Source organism: Erythrobacter sp. S249 (genome assembly GCF_057364975.1).
This window is the reverse complement of record NZ_CP200287.1, coordinates 2,121,195-2,136,591: the sequence shown is the minus strand read 5'-3', so window position 1 is coordinate 2,136,591 and position 15,397 is coordinate 2,121,195. Positions and strand designations below refer to the sequence as shown.

The 15,397-nt window shown below is 59.4% G+C and carries 16 protein-coding genes; 5 read left to right on the top strand and 11 right to left on the bottom strand.

What is annotated here, in order from left to right; genetic code table 11:
- Nucleotides 1–112: 112 nt before the first annotated feature.
- A complete protein-coding gene (locus AC0V6V_RS10130; RefSeq protein WP_486165260.1) occupies nucleotides 113–2,170 on the bottom strand; it encodes a ribonucleoside-diphosphate reductase subunit alpha in 2,058 nt (685 codons plus the stop codon).
- A gap of 546 nt (nucleotides 2,171–2,716) precedes the next feature.
- Between AC0V6V_RS10130 and nrtS the strand changes: the two genes are divergently transcribed.
- Both nrtS and AC0V6V_RS10120 read left to right on the top strand, forming a co-directional pair.
- Nucleotides 2,717–2,938, top strand: coding sequence for a nitrate/nitrite transporter NrtS (nrtS, locus tag AC0V6V_RS10125; RefSeq protein ID WP_486165259.1), 222 nt, complete (start codon nucleotides 2,717–2,719; stop codon nucleotides 2,936–2,938).
- A gap of 7 nt (nucleotides 2,939–2,945) precedes the next feature.
- The gene (locus tag AC0V6V_RS10120) at nucleotides 2,946–3,536 is read left to right on the top strand and encodes an HD domain-containing protein (protein ID WP_486165258.1); all 591 of its coding nucleotides are present in this window, start codon (nucleotides 2,946–2,948) and stop codon (nucleotides 3,534–3,536) included.
- Here AC0V6V_RS10120 and AC0V6V_RS10115 read toward each other — a convergent pair.
- The 5 genes from AC0V6V_RS10115 to nadB form a co-directional block, all read right to left on the bottom strand.
- Complete coding sequence (locus AC0V6V_RS10115) at nucleotides 3,533–4,441, bottom strand: alpha/beta fold hydrolase (protein WP_486165257.1); 909 nt, start codon at nucleotides 4,439–4,441, stop codon at nucleotides 3,533–3,535. The genes AC0V6V_RS10120 and AC0V6V_RS10115 overlap by 4 nt on opposite strands.
- A 74-nt stretch (nucleotides 4,442–4,515) precedes the next feature.
- A complete protein-coding gene (locus tag AC0V6V_RS10110; protein WP_486165256.1) occupies nucleotides 4,516–5,472 on the bottom strand; it encodes a TraB/GumN family protein in 957 nt (318 codons plus the stop codon).
- A gap of 25 nt (nucleotides 5,473–5,497) precedes the next feature.
- On the bottom strand, nucleotides 5,498–6,247 hold the full coding sequence (locus tag AC0V6V_RS10105; protein ID WP_486166320.1) for a hypothetical protein: 750 nt from the start codon (nucleotides 6,245–6,247) through the stop codon (nucleotides 5,498–5,500).
- 47 nt (nucleotides 6,248–6,294) lie between these two features.
- Nucleotides 6,295–7,416: an alpha/beta hydrolase family protein gene (locus tag AC0V6V_RS10100; protein WP_486166319.1), complete on the bottom strand. Its 1,122-nt coding sequence runs from the start codon at nucleotides 7,414–7,416 to the stop codon at nucleotides 6,295–6,297.
- A 65-nt stretch (nucleotides 7,417–7,481) separates the two neighbouring features.
- Nucleotides 7,482–9,068, bottom strand: a complete 1,587-nt coding sequence (gene nadB / locus AC0V6V_RS10095; protein WP_486165253.1) for an L-aspartate oxidase — start codon at nucleotides 9,066–9,068, stop codon at nucleotides 7,482–7,484.
- A gap of 122 nt (nucleotides 9,069–9,190) precedes the next feature.
- On the opposite strand from nadB, the gene AC0V6V_RS10090 reads away from it, so the two are divergent.
- A complete protein-coding gene (locus AC0V6V_RS10090; protein WP_486165252.1) occupies nucleotides 9,191–9,715 on the top strand; it encodes a hypothetical protein in 525 nt (174 codons plus the stop codon).
- Here the strand turns inward: AC0V6V_RS10090 and AC0V6V_RS10085 are convergent.
- From AC0V6V_RS10085 to AC0V6V_RS10075, 3 genes are read right to left on the bottom strand one after another with little or no spacing between them, the layout of a single operon-like run.
- Nucleotides 9,712–10,737, bottom strand: coding sequence for an MBL fold metallo-hydrolase (locus AC0V6V_RS10085; protein ID WP_486165251.1), 1,026 nt, complete (start codon nucleotides 10,735–10,737; stop codon nucleotides 9,712–9,714). The two genes, AC0V6V_RS10090 and AC0V6V_RS10085, sit on opposite strands and share 4 nt — an antisense overlap.
- A gap of 10 nt (nucleotides 10,738–10,747) precedes the next feature.
- Complete coding sequence (locus AC0V6V_RS10080) at nucleotides 10,748–11,482, bottom strand: class I SAM-dependent methyltransferase (RefSeq protein ID WP_486165250.1); 735 nt, start codon at nucleotides 11,480–11,482, stop codon at nucleotides 10,748–10,750.
- 12 nt (nucleotides 11,483–11,494) lie between these two features.
- Nucleotides 11,495–12,439: an ABC transporter ATP-binding protein gene (locus AC0V6V_RS10075; RefSeq protein WP_486165249.1), complete on the bottom strand. Its 945-nt coding sequence runs from the start codon at nucleotides 12,437–12,439 to the stop codon at nucleotides 11,495–11,497.
- A 118-nt stretch (nucleotides 12,440–12,557) separates the two neighbouring features.
- On the opposite strand from AC0V6V_RS10075, the gene AC0V6V_RS10070 reads away from it, so the two are divergent.
- The gene (locus AC0V6V_RS10070; RefSeq protein ID WP_472639917.1) at nucleotides 12,558–12,818 is read left to right on the top strand and encodes a zinc-finger domain-containing protein; all 261 of its coding nucleotides are present in this window, start codon (nucleotides 12,558–12,560) and stop codon (nucleotides 12,816–12,818) included.
- 136 nt (nucleotides 12,819–12,954) lie between these two features.
- Entirely contained in the window at nucleotides 12,955–13,389 is a 435-nt protein-coding gene (locus AC0V6V_RS10065) for a hypothetical protein (protein WP_486165248.1), read from the top strand.
- A gap of 10 nt (nucleotides 13,390–13,399) precedes the next feature.
- Here AC0V6V_RS10065 and AC0V6V_RS10060 read toward each other — a convergent pair whose 3' ends face one another.
- Nucleotides 13,400–14,062: a hypothetical protein gene (locus tag AC0V6V_RS10060; RefSeq protein WP_486165247.1), complete on the bottom strand. Its 663-nt coding sequence runs from the start codon at nucleotides 14,060–14,062 to the stop codon at nucleotides 13,400–13,402.
- Nucleotides 14,063–14,352: 290 nt separating this feature from the next.
- Complete coding sequence (locus AC0V6V_RS10055; RefSeq protein WP_486165246.1) at nucleotides 14,353–15,330, bottom strand: NAD(P)H-dependent flavin oxidoreductase; 978 nt, start codon at nucleotides 15,328–15,330, stop codon at nucleotides 14,353–14,355.
- Between the last annotated feature and the right edge of the window lie 67 nt (nucleotides 15,331–15,397).

Here is a 15,397-nt window from a genome sequence, read left to right as displayed (position 1 = left end):
AACGGCGGCCGCCCCTTGTGGTGGTTTGTCAGAGGCCCGTCCCAGTTACCGCTGGTTCGGGCCTCAGTTTTTTCCGGTTATGAAAACCGAAAATTCGAAAATTCTTCCCCGATCACTGGCAGCTCAGGCACTCATCATAATCTGTTTCTGGCACACCCAGATCGGCCTTCAGCTCAATCTCTGGTGCGTTGGCGGTGTTGTCCGCCTCCACTCCGCCGGCAAAGCCCGCGCGCTGGATTGATTTAGAGCGGAGATAATAGAGCGATTTGATGCCCTTCTCCCACGCTTGGAAGTGCAGCTGCATCAGATCCCATTTCTCAACATCGGCCGGGATGAACAGGTTCAGCGATTGCGCCTGATCGACATAAGGCGACCGGTCAGCGGCGAATTCGAGCAGCCAGCGCTGATCGATTTCAAAGCTGGTTTTGAACGATGCCTTTTCTTCGTCGGTCAGGAAGTCGAGGTGTTGGACGCTGCCGCCCTTCTCCAGGATTGAATTCCAGACATTGTTGGAATCCTTCGACTTCTCGCGCAGCACTTTTTCCAGGTATGGGTTCTTCACGATGAAGCTGCCCGACAGGGTTTTGTGCGTGTAAATGTTCGCCGGGATCGGCTCGATACAGGCCGATGTGCCGCCGCAAATGATCGAGATCGACGCGGTTGGCGCGATCGCCATTTTACAGCTGAAGCGCTCCATCGCGCCCATGTCGGCCGCATCCGGGCATGGCCCGCGTTCCTGCGCCAGCAGCATGCTCGCCTCAGACGCTTTGGCCTGAATATGCTTGAACATTTTCAGGTTCAGCGCCTTAGCCATGGCCGATTCAAAGCCGAGACCTTTTTGCTGAAGGAAAGAGTGGAAGCCCATGACGCCCAGACCCACGCTGCGCTCTCGCTCAGCAGAATATTTGGCACGGGCCATTTCGTCCGGCGCGCGGTCGATATAATCCTGCAAGACGTTATCGAGCATGCGCATCACGTCTTCGATGAACTGCTTGTCACCGTTCCACTCATCCCATTTTTCAAGGTTGAGCGAGGACAGGCAGCATACAGCCGTGCGGTCATTGCCAAGGTGGTCAATGCCGGTTGGCAGAGTGATTTCGCTGCACAGGTTCGAGGTTGAAACCTTGAGGCCGAGATCGCGGTGATGCTTGGGCATCATGCGGTTCACTGTGTCGCTGAACACAATGTAAGGCTCGCCAGTGGCAAGGCGGGTCTCAACCAGTTTTTGGAACAGGCTGCGAGCATCGACTTCGCCGCGCACTTCGCCCGTCTTAGGCGATTTGAGATCAAACATGTCGCCCGCGCGGACCGCTTCCATGAATTCGTCGGTCAGCAGCACGCCGTGGTGCAGGTTCAGCGCCTTGCGGTTGAAGTCGCCCGATGGCTTACGGATTTCGAGGAATTCCTCAATTTCCGGGTGCGATACGTCGAGATAGCACGCCGCCGAACCGCGTCGCAGCGAGCCTTGCGAAATCGCCAGAGTGAGGCTGTCCATCACCCGTACGAATGGGATGATGCCGCTGGTCTTGCCGTTGAGGCCAACCGGCTCACCAATGCCGCGCACATTGCCCCAATAGGTGCCAATGCCGCCGCCTTTTGATGCGAGCCAGACGTTTTCATTCCAAGTGCCAACGATGCCGTCGAGGCTGTCTGAAACGGAATTCAGATAGCAGCTGATCGGCAGGCCGCGCGAAGTGCCGCCGTTCGACAGCACAGGGGTCGCAGGCATGAACCACAGCTTTGAAATGTAGTCATACAGACGCTGGGCGTGGTCCTGATCATCGGCGTAAGCATCGGCCACGCGGGCGAACAGATCCTGGAAACTTTCTCCGGGAAGCAGGTAACGATCGATCAGCGTCTCTTTACCGAACTCGGTCAGATTATCATCGCGCGAGGGATCGGTTTTCACATCGAACCGGCGATCGTTGACCTTCTTGCTGTCAGGCTCAACCGCAGCTTTTGCCGCTTCTGTCATTGCGCCAGCCAAGGCCTCGCCCGCTTTCGCGGCGACCAGTTCTTCGCTGCCTCTATCGTCTGCTTGCATGTCAATCGCCTGCTTTTCGGTTGTGCTGCCTTCGCCTGCTTTGGCCTCTGTTGGGGCCACATCAGTCTGTTGGTCGAGACCGTCGGTCACACCCATGGCTGCATCATCTCCGTTCCGAAAATCCATTATATCCTAGCCCCGCTTGTGCCTCGCACTGGTTTTATCCTTACCCATGCGATGTTCTTTATGTGTTCGACTCGGCGAGATGTCCCTCACCTAGCATTAATTGTCTCCCGGGGCGCGAATTACTTATCCCCGCTACCCACAGCCCTGGCCGCATTTTCACCCATCTTCAGACCGAATCTGCCCCCTTCGCAGATATGGTGTCTGCGCCTGACTTTAACTAGGTCTTGTGGGTGTCCTTGCGGTAAGGACCACTAAATACTGAATCAGCGGGGCCTCAGACGCAAGAGGGTAAATGTAAATTTACCATCCAGATCGGCTCAAACCGCTGGTGTGTTATATCGCTGCAACGCCGCGACGCGCCGGAAATGCTAGGCTCGTCAAACGCGCAAGCCCTAAAATGAATCTGCGAAAAAATTTTTGCGGGCAAAACCGTGGTGAAGGCCCTTTGAATCATTCGAATCGAGCCGCGCAATTTTTGAATATGCTTGAGCGTAGACGCGCAAAATGACACACGCGTTACCTGATCATGAGGGCAGGCAAGACGCAATGAACAGATCAGCGCTCCAACGCAGCTTTAGCGGATCGGTGCTGAAGCGCTCTTTCGGAGTGTCGGTGGTGGTCGGCACCGCATTGACCGCGATCAATCACGGCGATGCTATTCTAGCCGGAGAAGCCCCCGACCTCGTCAAAGTCGCGCTGACGTACCTGGTGCCCTTCGTCGTCGCATCATACGGCGCTTATGCCGCTTTTGCGGCAAACATCGACTAGGCCGCCTATGCTTAGTTCTGTCCCAGCCTCCATGCTTTCGGCCCTCAAGGCTCGCCATGCTGAGCCTCAGCGGCACTATCACGACTGGACTCATATTGATGCTCTGCTGCGCCATATGGATGCGCAGCGCAGCGCATTGCACGACCAGCAAGCGGTGACATACGCGATCCTGTTTCACGACGCGGTCTATGATCCGCATGCCAAAGACAATGAGCGCCAGAGCGCGAAGCTGCTGATAGAAAGCGAGCCGCCACTGCCGGAGGCGAGCCTGCTGCTCGCGCGGCGAATGATCGAGGCGACCGAAGGGCATTTTCTGCCGGAAGAGTTGGCGGACGAAGCGCGATCAGATTGCGCTCGTTTTCTCGACATGGATCTCGCGATTTTGGGCGCAGATGCTGAGCGCTTCGACATTTATGAGGATCAGATCCGCCGCGAATATGCACACGTGCCCGATGCCGCCTTTAAAGACGGCAGAGCGAAGGTCCTGCGCCACTTTGCGCAGCGGGACGATCTCTATTTCAGTGCATGGGGCGAAGAGCGATTTGAAGCGAAGGCTCGCAGTAACATCGCCCGCTCTTTGGCAAAGCTCGAAGGCTAAGCCGCGACAGTTGCGCTCGCGCTGGCTGACGCTGCATGCTCGGCGATTTCGCCCACGATCTGATCAATCAACGGCATCGGCAGGTCATGGCCCCAGCCGGGGATCGTCACCAGCTTTGCGCCAGGAATAGCTGCTGCGGTTGCGCGGCCGCCTTCGACCTTTACCAGCGGATCATCCTCGCCGTGCAACACCAAGGTTGGCGTGCTGACATTGGCCAGCCGAGCGGTGCGGTCGCCATCGTCGATGATCGCTGCAAGCTGGCGCGGCAGGCCAGCGGGATAGACGCTGCGCTGAACACCGGCGCGCACCCGCTCTCGCTGCCAATCGGGATCGGCACGGTAGCCGGGCGAGCCAATCGCCTGCACCACTTTCATGCCGTGCGCGACCAGATCGTCTTCCTCCATAGAGGTTAGCGGCGCGGTGAGTGTTTCAATCGCTGCCTTATCCGCCTGAGGCAGCTTGGGGTCGCCCGTGGTGGAGAAAATCGAGGTCAGCGACAGCAGCTTGTGCCCGTGATGCACCGCCATCAATTGCGCGATCATCCCGCCCATGCTGGCTCCGACCACATGCGCTTGGCCGATGCCCAAGGCATCAAGCAAGGCCGCGCCATCATCGGCCATGTCCCTCAGCGTGTAGGGCACCTTCGCCGGCCAGCCGATCTTTGCGCGCAGCACCTGCCAAATGACCTTGGGCGCCCGGACGCTGCCGAATTTCTGGGACAGGCCAATGTCGCGGTTGTCATAGCGGATCACGCGGAAGCCCTTGGCCACCAGAGCCTCGACCAGCTCAATCGGCCATAATGTCATCTGCGCGCCCAGCCCCATCACCAGCAGCACAGGCGGATCGCCTGCATCGCCATGTTCCTCGTAAAACAGTTCAATTCCATTGGCGGTGATATGTGGCACGTTCGGTTTCCTCTCGTCTTTTCCCATGCCTTACCACGAGCAAGCAAACCGGCAAGGTGACGTAAGGGAAGGTATCAAGGTCGCCAGTCAGGCCCGGCGACCGGCATGCCTTCTGCCTCTAGCTGATCGAGAACGCCGTTCTCTTCAGCCAGCACCCGCAAGGGAACAACGGCCAAAGTTACCCCCGCCTCGCGGCCAGCATCAGCAATCAGACCGGTCCATTGGTCGCGGATTTCCGTGCCCAGTTCTTGATCCGCCCACGGCCAGCATTGGCCCAGCGCAATTTCCAGCGGGTTCGCCATCACGGCGGGCACATCAAAGCTGCGCCAATCATCACCGCGTTTCTCAATCAGCTCTGACCCGATCTCGGTCGCCGTCATCGCAGCCTCTAAGCACGGAATGTGCGAGGCAGGTTCAGCGGCGGCCAGATCATCGAGCAGATCTTCGCCGCGAAACCGCTCTGGGCGGATAATCGGCACATCGGCCTTATCCGCCGCCTTGCGCACGATATCGGTCGCGCCTTTGGTCGTCTCATCATCGAAATTGAGCCGCCGCGCGAGCAGATCAAACGAAGTCATCAGAAAGCTGCCGCGCGCGTAATCCTTGCCATAGGCCGCCTCCAGCGCGCTCAGCCGCGCCAGCTGCGCCTCATCCAGGTAATCGGCGGCGACGGTTTTCTTAGGCAGCTTGGTAAAGCTCCCGCCGCTGAAAATCAGGCGGAAGACATCACCCGGCGACACCTTGGGCTGGGCGCGCAGGATAACGCGCTGCGCCTCGCCCGCGACCTCTTTCAACCGATCGGGCTGCCACGGCGTCGCCTTGGGCACGGCGGCAATTTCGCCGACCAGAATGATGGTGCCGGTGGCGGTGTCGATGGTCCACATCGGCGCGCCGGATCGCTGAGCGGTGACGACGATAGAGTTGGTGGCGCTGGCGGCAGGCGGCGCGGCGGTGTCCTGAGCTTGAAGCGGCGCGCCTACGATCACGGCAAGTGCAGCGAGACACGCCGCCGATCCGGCAATACGCTGCATAATGATGGCCTTCTAAATGACGCGGCTATTCGCTGATATCGGACACATCAACAGCCTTCAGCTGAACAATAAATGAAGTCAGGCCGTCGTCCTCGCCGCTGGTGCAATTGACCCGGATCAGCTGGCCCGGCCCCCGGCCCATGGCGAAGTAGTGGAGCACTTCATCGGCCGTGCAGTACGACACCGGCAATTTCCGGTCTGCAAACATTGCGCGCGTCGACATGGTCGACATCCGGCGATAATCGGCGACGCTGCGCGCCATGAACTCAACCACATTGGACTGAGCGCTCGCCACTTCATCCAGCGTGATGCGATAATCCGTGTCTGCGCCATAGCTGACCGAGATGGCGTCTTCGCCCGGGATAATCTGTGGCGTGATCCATCCGTCACTCGCCGCAGCAGCCCATGGCACCGCGCCGTGCTCAATCAAAATTGCATAAGGGTTTGGAGGTTCTAGGCCCTCATCACGCTTGGTCACAAAATCCAGCTGATCGCCTTCATCGTCATAGTCACGAAACTGCGTGACCCGGTCGAGCACCCAGCTCGTCTCCTCACCCGTTTCAAGGTCGATCCGCACCAGATGGCTCTCGGCCCGCCGGTACTCGTACAGACCAAGATTGTCGGTCGATGTGCGGGTGACAAACAGATGCGTGTCGCTAACGCCAAACGGCTCCTCGCGAATGTCGATAACATCCGGCGGGGTTGCGTGGGCGGGGCTAGCCAATACCAACACGCTGACACAACACACCGCAAAAAAGGCCTTTAGAATAGTCATAGGGCCGCCACTCTACTGCGAATTCCAGCATCGGTCCACGAACGGCGTCAATTGATGATACTTTGCCCACGCATCCAGCCGATGATCTCCTCAAAATAGCCATCTACCATTTGCGGCTGCGCGAGGATTTCGATCATCTCTTCAAACCCGCCAGTCTTGCTTTGGTGCAGATTGTGATTGCCATCATCAAACACGGCAATACTCAGCGTCGCGTCGGGGTTTTGGCCAATGGTTGAGGCATATAACGCCCGCGTGGAGCGCCAATCAACAATGCTGTCGCGCCTGCCGAAAATTGCCAAAACATCGGCATTTAGCCCGCTCAATATCGCCTCAAAATCATCGACATATACCGCAAGACTGGTTTGCGGATCGACAGGCTGCGCCAATGCTTGAACCGATTGAACGGACGCTTCGAATTGCTCTTTGGTAACCTCAACGCTTGCAGGGGAAATATAGCCAAAAAATGCGTCCGCTCTCAGCTCCTTGGTCGCCGCCAAATAGTCAGAATGCGTTCCGCCCTCACGCGTGATCCGGTTGCCCGCCTGCCACTGCGCATAAAGCTGTTCGATGCGCTGCTCAGAATAGCCCAAAATGGCCCAGTTTGAACGCAGCAAATAGCCAAAGCTCTCAAGCGCATCGACACCGCTTACCGAAATCCAAAAGCCAATCTCAGGATCCTGAGCCATCGCTAAAGGAGCAATCCAACCAGCGCGGCTAACCCCCCAAAGGCCCGCCTTTGTGATGCCCGGCGCCTCTATGCTGCGCAAATGCTGCATAGCTGCAAGCACTTCAGATGCGCTGCTGTCCACCGATTGGTTTGGATCAAAAACACCCTCGCTCGCCCCGCACCCCGGCTTGTCCCAGACAAATGTTGCGACCCCTTCTTTTGCCAAGCGGGTTCTGAGCTCAAAATACCACTTTTCCTCCACCACATTGGTTGCACCGTATCCATGCACCAACACCACCAGTGCCTGCGGTTCCTTTTCTGTGGGAATGGTGAGGATGCCGGACAATTGGAAACCGTTTGCCTCAAATTGCAGAGGTTCGACCTTTGCCTGAGCATCGGCAGAAGACGTCGCCACCAAAAATGAAGCGGCCAAAAGCGAAAAGGCCAGACTAAGGCGCGCCCAAAGGGCTGTCGCCAAGAAAGACTGATAACGGCTGATCATAGAGGGTGGATCCTGAGGCAAGAGAAGATCGACTACAACTGTAGTTAATCAATCTCGACGCCTGGTCAAGGCACCAACACCGTATCCTGCGGCACGTCATCCATCCCCGGATAGTCGAGCGTGTAGTGCAGGCCCCGGCTCTCGTGCCGCGCCAGCGCGCTCCTTACGATCAGCTTCGCCGCCTGTAGCAGATTGCGCAGCTCGATGAGGTCGGTGGTGACGACAAAGCTGCCGTAATAATCCTCGACCTCTTGGCTCAGCAGATCGATCCGGTTGGCCGCGCGCTCCAGCCGTTTGGTGGTGCGCACAATCCCGACATAGTTCCACATGAAGCGGCGGATCTCGGTCCAGTTCTGTTTGATCACAACCTGCTCGTCGCTGTCCGCCACGCGGGTCGCATCCCATTCGCGAATGGTGGGCGGCGGCGGCAGGTCGTCCCATTTCGACAGTATGTCAGAGGCCGCTGCTTCGCCGTAAACAAAGCATTCCAGCAGACTGTTCGACGCCAGCCGGTTCGCACCGTGCAGGCCGCTTTCGGTGCATTCGCCCGCCGCCCACAGGCCGGGCAGGTCGGTGCTCGCATCCAGCCCCACGACCACCCCGCCGCAGGTGTAATGCTGGGCCGGGACAACCGGGATCGGCTCCTTGGTCATGTCGATGCCAAGACCCGTCAGCTTTTCATCAATGGTCGGGAAATGCTCGCGCACAAATTCCGGTGGCTGATGGCTGATGTCGAGATGGACATAGTCGAGACCGTAACGCTTGATCTGATCATCGATCGCGCGCGCCACAACATCGCGCGGGGCAAGCTCCATCCGCTCCGCATCGTAATCCGCCATAAACCGGTGCCCGGTTTCCGGGTGCAGCAAATGCCCGCCTTCGCCGCGCACCGCCTCTGTGATCAGGAAGTTTTTGACCTCCAGATTATAGAGGCACGTCGGGTGGAACTGCATCATCTCCATATTGGAAACGCGCGCGCCCGCGCGCCATGCCATCGCAATACCGTCGCCGGTTGCCCCGCGCGGCGCGGTGGAGAATTGATAGACGCGCCCAGCGCCGCCCGCCGCCAGCACGGTGGCCCGCGCAACGTGGCTTTCAACCTCGCCGGTTTCCTCGTTCAGAGCATAGACGCCCCAGACATGGCCCGCGCCGGAATAGCTGGTGCGGTGGCGATCGGTGATGAGGTCAATGCAGGTCCGCCCGGCAAGCATGGTGATGTTCGGATTGGCGTTCGCGGCGTTGAGCAGCGCCTCCTGCACCGCCCAGCCGGTCGCATCATCGACATGCACGATGCGGCGATGCGAATGCCCGCCTTCACGCGTCAAATGCAGATCGCCGGAATCCTGATTGAACGGCACGCCCAGCTCAACCAGACGGTCGATACTCGCCGGGGCCTGCTCAATCACAAACTCCACCGTCTCGCGGTCGTTGAGGCCCGCGCCCGCCACCATCGTATCGCGCACATGATTGTCGAAGGTGTCGCCCGCATCCAGCACAGCGGCGATCCCGCCCTGCGCCCATGCGGTTGATCCGCCGGTCAGCGAACCCTTGGCCAGCACCAGCACGCGCTTGGTCTGAGCCATGGCCAGCGCCGCGGTGAGGCCCGCCGCGCCTGAGCCGATAACGATAATGTCGTGTTGTGCGTCTGTCATGCGGGCCTCATGCCGCGAAGCTGTGAGCCGGGCAAGCGTCCTTGCGCGAATTGCTGGCGCGCAGGGGTTCCTCTTGAAAGGTCGGGCTTGCCAGGCCGCAAAGCGCGCGCCAATCCGCTTGCATGGCGAAACACACACCACCCACATCACGGCAAGGCCTGATCGCGCGCCTCTCCAACTATTGGAAATTGGAGGCGGGCAATGTCGTAGTGATACCCGCGTTTATGGTGTTTCTGGCCGAACGTGAGCTTGGCATTGCATCGCTGCTGGCAACGCTTCCGATGATGGCTCTGCTGGCGATTGGGGCGGTCTATTGGCGTGCGAAGCTGCACCAGATTGAACGCGGCACGTCTCCGGATGAAACGATCCGCCGGATCGCAGCGCTCGACTTACCGATGGCGATTGCCAGCGTCGTCGCGGCCGCCACTGCCGTCGCCGCTTGGACGGCACCGGGCTTCGCGGTGGGCACAGCCGACCGCTGGGCCGCGACCTTCGCCGGTGTTTTTGCGGTGCTCGAATATGTCAATTATTACCACCGGCAATTGCAGCATTTTGATCATCTCGCCGATTGGAAGCGCCTGATCTCAGGCGGCGGCTTTCGCAAGAGCCAGCTGCGGCAGGATATCGACCGCTTGAACGCAGGTTAAAGCGCGTAGCAGTCCAAATCCTGTGCGACGCTGACCGGGCCAGTGTAATTCTGGGCAATCGCGGCCAGCCCATTGTCCAGATCATCCAATGACCGCTTCATATTATGGGTCAGCACGACGCGTGCTGGCTTCATCGCAGCGGCCAACTCACCAATCTGCTGCGGCGTGCGGTGCAGGCCGCGCGGTTGGCCCGGCTGACCATTGATCACATGATGCGCGAACAGGATGTCTGGCTTCGCCTCGTCCATGATGAGGTTGAACATTGTCCGCCCGTTTTGATCCCCGGTGATCACAAAGGCCTTCTCGCCAATCTTCACCTCATACGCCAGCGCCGGGACAACGCCGTGCGCCACCGGATAAGCAAAGGCGGAAAAATCATTCGACACATCGAGCGGGGTCACATCGCCATTCCCCTCAAACGAGCGGACATCGCGGATGTCGAGCTTTGGCTTGCCCTCTGAGCCGTCGCCATATCCGCCGTTATAGGCAAATGCGCCGCTATCTTTGCCAAGCAAGCGCGCGAAGAATTCGCTGGTACTGGGAAAGCGCGGCGCGTCAGCGGGGCCGACCACGGCCAAAGGCTCGCTGCGGCCTTCAAAACCGCCGGAATTGAGGATGTCGATGACGTCGCCAGCGTGGTCTGCATGAAGATGCGTGAGGAATATCGCATCGAGCGTCGCGACCGTACCGCCCGCCTGCGCAAACCTCAGGAAGCTGCCCGACCCTGCATCAATCAGCAGCCGCGCCTCGCCATCGATCCATAGCAGATAGCTGGTGCCGGCACGGTCCGCCTCGGCAATCGGGCCGCCGCTGCCCAGCACTTGCAAGGCCGCGCCTTCGCTCGGGCATTGGGCGGGCTGTTCACCGCGAGGGATGTTGGTGGCCACGTTAGCCTCTGTGTCGGCGGTGGAAGCCTGCGCATCGCTGCCAATGCTGGCCGCCCCGCAGGCCGCGAGTAGGCTAGAGGCGCAAAGGGCCAGTGCCGCTCTTGTGCTGGCCGATCTCTTAGTCAAAGCGCGCATATCCGTTCCTTCATCCCTCGCTGACAATCAGACGATATCCCGCATCATAGCTGTTTTGATCCAGCAGATCAGCATAGCGGCTTGCCCAGACGCCAGAGGCAAGGTCCGCCTCTAGCCGAGCCAGCCCCTCTTCAACTCCGGCGATTCTCCAGAATGACGACATGCCGCGTCGGATTTTGGGATCGAGGTAAGCCTCGGGCCTACGCCAGAAGGCATAGAGAAAGCCGTCAGTACAATCAGCCGGGATGGGCACGGTGACAATTTTGACCTGTCCCAGCGCAGCGGCATAATTTTCCAGTGGCGGCATTTGGCCATCATCCAGTGTGACCAGCTCTGGAAAATAATCCGCCAACCAGACGCCTCGGAATGTGGGATCATAGGTTAGGATCACCACCGGCCCGCCCGACACACGGCGCATTTCGCTAAGGCCCTTTGCTTGATCGGACCAGTGATGCACGGTCAGCACTGCCATCGCCGCATCGAACGAATTGTCCGCAAAGGGCAGGTGTTCCGCGCTGCCCTGGATCGCTGGCCCCGCGCCTTTGGCACGCTGCGCAATCATTTCTGCAGATGGCTCAATCGCGGTGACTTGACGGCCAAGTGGCTCATAGGAACCCGCGCCTGCGCCCACGTTGAGGATCGTCTCCGCAGGTCCAAGCGCCTGCTCTATCTGCGCCGCTATTCGCGGGTCTGGCCTGCGCAGGTTCGCATAGTCGATCCCGATCCGGTCATAGGTCGCCGTCATGCCGATCTTCCGCTAGCTCGTGAGCTGGACGAACACATCCTCCAGGTCCGCCTCGCGGGTGGTCACATCCTCAATCGTCAGGCCCTGACTTTGCAGGATTGCCAGCACTTGGCCTGCGTTGAGCTCGTCTTTGTCGTACGTCACCTCGACCCCGCGCTCGCCGGCGAGCTCCACCTTGGTGAAGGCCTCGTGCGAGGGCGCCTCGGTAAGGTCGGCATCAACTGTGACGGCAACGATTTTCTCGCGCGCCATATCCACCAGTTCGCGCGTGGGTTTATCCGCAATCAGCTCTCCGTGGTTGATGATCGCAATCCGGTCGCAGAGTTCCTCCGCCTCCTCAAGGTAATGCGTAGTCAGCACGACCGTGACGCCGTCATCATTGAGCTGGGTGACAAGCTCCCACAATTGGCGGCGCAATTCCACATCAACCCCGGCGGTCGGCTCGTCCAGCACCAGGATCGGCGGCGAATGCACCATGGCCTTTGCCACCAGCAGCCGCCGCTTCATCCCGCCCGACAAGGTGCGGGCATAGGCATCACGCTTGTCAGCGAGGCGGACCGCGGCGAGCAATTCTTCGCTGCGCCGATCGGCGGCCGGAATGCCATAAAACCCACCTTGGTTATGCAGCACTTCGTAAGGCGTGAAGAACGGGTCGAACACAATTTCCTGAGGGACAATGCCAATCGCGCGGCTCGCGTTGCGGCGCTGGCTATCAATGTCAAAGCCCCAGATGTTCACATTGCCGCTGGTCTTGTTCACCAGCCCGGCGAGCGTGTTGATCAGCGTGGATTTGCCCGCACCATTGGGGCCAAGCAGGCCGAATATCTGGCCCTGCGGCACATCAAAGCTCACATCATTCAGCGCCAGCTTGCCAGCGGCATCAGCGCCTGTCGCGCCTTTGGGTGCGGCGTATCTTTTGGTGAGATTGCGGATCGAAATGGCGGGTTCGTTGCTCATGCGCGCAAGCCATAAAGAAGCGCTGCATTGGTGCAAGCCTTGCGCCCAACCTGTCATCCGCCAAAACGTGCAAACGAAAGATTGAATTTGCGCCGCTTCGCGATTATCGCGCGTCCTTATGAATACCGCTCCACCAGAAGTGCTGATCGTTGAAACCCGCCGCGTAAGCTGTGACGGGGCCAGCGGCATTCGCGGCGGCAAGGACTATCGCCCCGCCGCCTTGGGCCATCCGCGCATCTATCTGGAGATTGACGAGCACGGCTATGTCGATTGCGGCTATTGCGACCGGCGCTTCGTCCTGAAGGGCGGCCCAGCTGACGGCGTGGATCAAGCGAGCCTGCCCGACATTTCCGAAGGCGGCGACCCCGGCCACCGGTGATCGGCACACTGCGCTTGCTGGCGGAGCAGCCAGCAGCAATTTCGCGGCCTCGGTGCCTCGCTTTACATAGTCAGCCATCGTTCACCTGAAACGCTTTATCTGCTAGTCTTAAGGGTCTTAGCGTAGGAGAATGTTTATGGTTCGCTCGTCTAAATTTCTCGCCCTTGCAGCCGCCAGCCTGGCCGGTGCCGCTGCGTTTGGCGCCCCTGCTGTGATGGCCAAAGACAAGCCCACCGGCGAAGAGAAACTTCAAAAAATGCTCGAAGGACGCGTCGCCGGTGAACCGGTGCGATGTATCCGCGAGCAAGCCAACCGCAGAATGCGCACAATCAATGACACAGCCTATGTCTATGGCAGTGGCAATACGATCTATGTTCAGCGCACCCGGCGCCCGGAAAGCATCGATGATGATGACATTCTGGTGATCCGCAAGTTCGGCTCATCCCAGCTATGCCGCCTCGATCAAATCACCACGGTTGACCGGTTCAGCGGTTTCTTCACAGGCGCGGTCTTCTTTGAAGATTTTGTACCCTACACCCGCGTCAAGACGCCGGAAAACGCCGACGGCTAAGGCTTCGGCCTCAAGCATTTACTGAGCGTGCGGGGCAGGCAATCTGTTCCTGCACCTCAGTTTGATAGCGTACTTCCAAAGCGTCTCGGTAAGCGCGGCTGCGCGGGCGCGGTTCATCAATCGGCGGCGCAAATGCAGCCAAGGCGTCATCCAGATCTTTCTGGATATTGGCCTCGGCCATTTGCGTCACCGACACCTTATATTGGCTCAGCACTTCGGCGGCCTCTGGTGCCAATCGCCCTTCGTTCTCAAGCAGCAAAGCGGCCAATTCCTTGCGGCGCCAATCGGCCTCTTCGCTGCGCTGTGCCCGCGTTGGCATTTCCTTGTAAAGCGCACTGCGCTCGGTGGCCGATAGGTCACGCGTTGCGGCAATAACTCGCTGCGGGCGGATGGCGGCGTCGATTGCGCTGCCCAGTGCGGCATTGGCGGCGGCTAGGCCGCGGCCGGGCCGCGCGGTAGAGCGGGGCTCTTCGGCTGCGGCAAGCGCGCGGCTTTGCATCGTGAAACTGCCCGGTGTGCCGGCAATGCTCGCGGCTTCTTCCACCGTGGGCAGGCGCTGCTCCATATAGCTGCGCACCCGCGCGGCGCCGTGAACTTCTCCGAGGACCCAGCTGAGAATGCAGGGCGCTGCAATCGCTAAAATCCAAACTTCAAGTGCGATAAATTCCTGCATGGGCAGTCCCCGATTATGCGCCAGCTCCTCCGCCGGTGCAGCGTTTCCAAGTTGTCGATCCCGCAGCAGGCCGTTTCCGGCGCGCTGTAAAACCTAACTACCCGAAAGGTTCCGCTTTTTTCATTCGGTTGACTACGCAGTCACGCGGTAAGGATTTGCTCAGCACAATTGCCGCGCGCGCCCTTACGTGGTCTGCACTAATGGTTAATCCATAGGAAAGTTTACGCAGCGGCGGCGCCCACCAATCAGCGCGCCAGCCGCGAATCGGCACCGCCTAAGCGGTCCAAAAATCAGCCCGCGGCCATTTGCCCGTTCATGCGCGCAAGGATCGTTTCCGCCTCGCTCATGATGCCATCGATCAATTCCTGACAGGTTGGAATATCATTGATCAGGCCGGCCACCATGCCGCAGCTCCACGCTCCCTTGTCCATGTCGCCTTCCATCATGATCGACGGATAGACGCCTGCGACCTCTTCAAGGATGTCTTCAAACTTGAGATCATCGCCGAGCCGCTTTTCCTTCTCGATCAGGCGCTCAACAGCGGCGTTGGTCATCACGCGCTCTGTGTTGCGCAGCGGGCGCATCACCAGGCGGGTGTCGAGCTCGGAGGCGGCGACAATCGCCTTCTTCACGTTTTCGTGCACGGGCGCTTCTTGGGTGGCGATAAAGCGCGTGCCCATATTCATGCCCTGCGCCCCCATTGCCAGGCTGGCGACGAGTGAACGGCCATCCGCCATGCCGCCAGAGGATACGAACGGAATTTCCAGCTCATCCGCGGCGCGCGGCAGCAGGATGAAGTTTGGAATATCATCTTCACCCGGGTGGCCGCCGCATTCAAAGCCATCAACGCTAACGGCATCACAGCCGATCTCTTGCGCTTTCAGGCTGTGCCGCACGCTGGTGCATTTGTGGATCACCTTGATCCCGGCATCCTTCAGTGGGGGAAGCAATTCCGATGGATTGCGGCCAGCGGTCTCAACCACTTTCACGCCGCCTTCGATCACGGCCTTCACAATCGCCGGATAGTCTGGCGGGGTCAGCGTCGGCAGGATGGTGATGTTCACGCCAAACGGCTTGTCCGTCATATCCTTGCAGCGCGCGATTTCATTCGCGAGATCCGCCGGCGTCTTTTGCGTCAGGCCAGTGATAATCCCCAGCCCGCCCGCATTGGAAACCGCCGCCGCCATCTCGGCAAAGCCAACATAATGCATGCCGCCCTGGATAATTGGGTGCTGAATGCCGAACATTTCGGTGATTGCGGTTTTCATGGCTGTGGTTCTCCCGGAGTCGTTGTTTGACGGGGAAACAAGCGGAGTTTCGCCGCACTTGCAAGCG

Coding starts and splice junctions, on each gene's coding strand:
- AC0V6V_RS10075 (WP_486165249.1), bottom strand. CDS start 12,439: ATGAGCAACGAACCCGCCATTTCGATCCGCAATCTCACCAAAAGATAC.
- AC0V6V_RS10120 (WP_486165258.1), top strand. CDS start 2,946: ATGCTTAGTTCTGTCCCAGCCTCCATGCTTTCGGCCCTCAAGGCTCGC.
- nrtS (WP_486165259.1), top strand. CDS start 2,717: ATGAACAGATCAGCGCTCCAACGCAGCTTTAGCGGATCGGTGCTGAAG.
- AC0V6V_RS10085 (WP_486165251.1), bottom strand. CDS start 10,737: ATGCGCGCTTTGACTAAGAGATCGGCCAGCACAAGAGCGGCACTGGCC.
- AC0V6V_RS10105 (WP_486166320.1), bottom strand. CDS start 6,247: ATGACTATTCTAAAGGCCTTTTTTGCGGTGTGTTGTGTCAGCGTGTTG.
- AC0V6V_RS10100 (WP_486166319.1), bottom strand. CDS start 7,416: ATGATCAGCCGTTATCAGTCTTTCTTGGCGACAGCCCTTTGGGCGCGC.
- AC0V6V_RS10130 (WP_486165260.1), bottom strand. CDS start 2,170: ATGGATTTTCGGAACGGAGATGATGCAGCCATGGGTGTGACCGACGGT.
- AC0V6V_RS10055 (WP_486165246.1), bottom strand. CDS start 15,330: ATGAAAACCGCAATCACCGAAATGTTCGGCATTCAGCACCCAATTATC.
- AC0V6V_RS10070 (WP_472639917.1), top strand. CDS start 12,558: ATGAATACCGCTCCACCAGAAGTGCTGATCGTTGAAACCCGCCGCGTA.
- AC0V6V_RS10090 (WP_486165252.1), top strand. CDS start 9,191: ATGGCGAAACACACACCACCCACATCACGGCAAGGCCTGATCGCGCGC.
- AC0V6V_RS10060 (WP_486165247.1), bottom strand. CDS start 14,062: ATGCAGGAATTTATCGCACTTGAAGTTTGGATTTTAGCGATTGCAGCG.
- AC0V6V_RS10110 (WP_486165256.1), bottom strand. CDS start 5,472: ATGCAGCGTATTGCCGGATCGGCGGCGTGTCTCGCTGCACTTGCCGTG.
- AC0V6V_RS10065 (WP_486165248.1), top strand. CDS start 12,955: ATGGTTCGCTCGTCTAAATTTCTCGCCCTTGCAGCCGCCAGCCTGGCC.
- nadB (WP_486165253.1), bottom strand. CDS start 9,068: ATGACAGACGCACAACACGACATTATCGTTATCGGCTCAGGCGCGGCG.
- AC0V6V_RS10080 (WP_486165250.1), bottom strand. CDS start 11,482: ATGACGGCGACCTATGACCGGATCGGGATCGACTATGCGAACCTGCGC.